This window comes from Streptobacillus ratti, from assembly GCF_001891165.1.
In the GTDB taxonomy this organism is placed as follows: domain Bacteria; phylum Fusobacteriota; class Fusobacteriia; order Fusobacteriales; family Leptotrichiaceae; genus Streptobacillus; species Streptobacillus ratti.
The window spans coordinates 1-3,382 of sequence record NZ_LKKW01000056.1; the positions used below are offsets into that span (position 1 = coordinate 1).

The 3,382-nt window shown below is 25.2% G+C and carries 2 protein-coding genes; both read left to right on the forward strand.

Features of this window, described 5'->3' with window-relative positions; genetic code table 11:
• The first annotated feature begins 106 nt into the window (after positions 1-106).
• On the forward strand, positions 107-1,201 hold the full coding sequence (locus BT993_RS06675) for a hypothetical protein (RefSeq protein ID WP_072593791.1): 1,095 nt from the start codon (positions 107-109) through the stop codon (positions 1,199-1,201).
• Positions 1,189-3,210 (forward strand): hypothetical protein, encoded by a 2,022-nt coding sequence (locus BT993_RS06680; protein WP_244147566.1) that lies wholly within the window; start codon positions 1,189-1,191, stop codon positions 3,208-3,210. Before BT993_RS06675 ends, BT993_RS06680 begins: the two co-directional genes overlap by 13 nt.
• The last annotated feature ends 172 nt before the right edge of the window (positions 3,211-3,382 follow it).

The following is a 3,382-nucleotide window of genomic DNA, read 5'->3' on the forward strand; positions in this document are numbered from 1 at the left end:
GTATTATCTCACAACAAAAGAAGAATGACAATAAAATTAAATATCAATCAACAAATGTAAAAGCTGGATTAAAAGTGGAATACAAATGGTAATGAAAGGATGACAAATGAAAGGATTTAAAATATTTTTATTAAATTTGATGATGTTATCTAGTATATCATTATCAGCTGATTTATTTGATTTTAAAAATTCAAAGAAATTAAAAGTAGAATTAAATGGAGATATTCAAGGTAATATTTTACAATACAGTAATTTATCATTTGAAAATAATTTTAATGGTTCAGTAAAGTTATATGAATTTTTGAAGTTATCAGGTGGATTAAGTATAGCTATGGATGATGGACCAACTAAAAGAATATTAGAATCAAGTAATACATATGTAGGATTAGGATTAGATTTTAAAGAATTTGGAGAAATAGAGTTAAAGTTAGACTATGCTAAAAGTTTAGGGTTAAAATATGAATACAATAAGAAGTTAGAAGATTTAGATATAAATGTAAGAGCTAAGTATAGTTTATTTGATTCTTGGCTTTGGAATAATAAACCAGTAGTAGAGAAAGAACATAAATATGAGCTATATACTAAATTAAAATATGATTTAGGTAAGAATTTTACATTTGTTACAGACTTAGATGCGTATTTATCTACATGGTTTTCAAGCAAAAAATTAATGCCTTATGGTTTAACAGTTGGAGCTGGAGTAGATTATAAAAATAATATATTATCAGGTAAAGATTACAAGAATAATATATTAACAGGAGCATATATAAGCCATTATAACATAAGAAATCAACAAATTTATGATGAAGATGCTTATGAAGTATATTCAGGGTATCATAAAGGATTTGTATTTAAATCATATGTAGGTTATGAATTTGAAAAAAGTTTTAGAGAAAATGGAACAATAAGTATTTCAGGAAAACTTACTGCTGATATAGATAATGGATACTTTAGTAGAAAAGAAGAACTTAAATACAATCTTGGAGAGTGGAGTGGACATAAAATATTTGGACCTGGAAACTATTTTGAAAATAGAACCCACATGCACTTAATACCAGAAGTAAAATTAGGATATAAACTAAATGATAATTTTGATGTTGAAGTTGAATATACTGCTCGTATGAGTTTTAATAAACAAGGTCAATATGCAGGAGCTAGAAGTAAAATAAGAACAGGAGTGAAATATACATGGGAAAAATAAATATGAAGAATAAAACAATATTAGGTATATTAGCTTTAAGTTCATTATCAAGTTTATCTACAACTTTTTATGTTAAAAATGATGCAGAATCAAAGTTAAAAGATAATCATAATACTACTTTAGGATATAGTATATCTAATGATTTAAATATAGGTGCATTATTAGGTAAGAATAAAGAAGTATTTGTGTACCTAGGTGGAAAAATAGAAAAAAATGAAAAAACTAAAGATGGAAAAGTAAACATAGGTTTTGGATTTAAGAAAAATATAAATGAACATATAGAATTAACATTAAATGGTGGATTTCAGTATAAAGATGGAATGGAAGATTCAATAAAAGAGGGATTAAAGTTAAGAGGATTATGGGATAAGAAATATGAAGATGATGAAAAAGCAAGAAGAGAACTTTATCATAGTCAAGGATTAAGATTAAAAGGAAATCAAATATTAGCTTCAGGGGTTTTAGATTTAGATTACGATACAACTAAATCAAAGATAGGAATAATATACACTACAGATAGTTTTAATAGTGGAATGGGAAGACTTGAAAGCTTCGTAAATTTAAAACAAAAATTTGGTAGACATGAATTAGAAGTAAATTTAAATCATAAAGCTAAAAATACAATATTAGATAAATTAGGAAGATTAAAAGGAGATGTAAAGTTATCTAGTAAGTATGGAAACTTAGAGATAATAGGTAAAGGACATGCTTATTTAGGAACTATATTAATAAGTGATAAACATCATGCTTATGGTGGAGAATTTGGTTTAGTTTATGAAAAAAATAATTTTAATTTAAATTCATCATTAAAACATGAAACTTTCTTTGATTATAGCGGTAATCTTAGTGATGACGATAAAAAGAAAGACAAAGCACCTAAGAGTAATCCAACAGAAAAATTATTACATAAAGAAGAATTTTTATTTAACTTGGGTTATAAGGGAAGAATATTAGAACTTAAATCGTTAAATAAAGTAAAAGGTAAAGTATTTACAAATAAAAATCAAGTAGATACTGATAAATATAAAGTTACAGGAGAAAATGATTTAACAGTGTTATCTGCATATACAGAGAATGAAATAAAAGCTAAGTCAAGAAATTTTGAATTTAGATTAGAATCTAAATACAGATATAATATGAATCTTGATAATAGTAAAGAAATATTTCATGGACATGTAGGTTTAGCAGGACTGGGAATAACTTATGAAAATAATACAGATAAATTAAATTCAAAACATAGCATAGATGCAAGATATGTAATGGGATATGTTGATATTAGACCTCTTGCAGTAGTAAATGCTTGGTTTGATAATAAATCAGAGTATAGAGTTAATGATAAGTTAAAATTAATAGGAGAATTAAACTTAACGAGTTCAAATAGATTAGGAATGATATTTCAAGTTAATGAAATAGAAATATTAGGATTTGGAGATACAAAGGTAGGAATAGAATACAAGGTAAATGAAAGAATAGAAACTAAAAATGAAATAGGAGCAAAAGCTATAGGGTTATTTAAGTATATTGACAATCAAGGTTCTAGTGGAAATGATGACAGTCTAAGTAGACATTTAGTTGATTTATTCTTACATGGTCAATATAACTATAAGGTGTATAATAATAATAGTCTTTCATATAAAGTAAAAGAGGGAATAAAGGTAACTAGTAAATTAGGATTATCATATTCAAATATGTTTGATTCAGATAGATTGTACACAGCACTTAGAGATATAAAGAGAAAACAGATAGATGAAAATGGTATAGCAAAAATAAGTAAAAAAGATATAGAAAAAATAAGGGAAGAAAAGACAAAATTTGGTCTAAATATTGACCAAAAAATCTTATTAAATCCTGGAGTAGAAGTAGAATTTAAATTCTTAGATGATAAATTATCAATAAAACCAAAGGGAGAAGTAATAGTTGAGATTAGTTCTAATAATACACAAGGTAATGGTCTTGATTATAGAAATGCAGAAGCTAAAGTAGGGCTATATTTAGATTATAAGTGGTAATGATATAAAGATGTTAATAGTTGAAATTTTTAAGATATTAATTTTAACAAGTTAACATCTTTTTTTATACTAATTTATTAATTTTAAAAAATCTGTTATTATTAGTCATGGATATACAGTTCCTTTCAATAGATTTGGTCATTTATGATGGTACTGTATATCCTATTTTTTT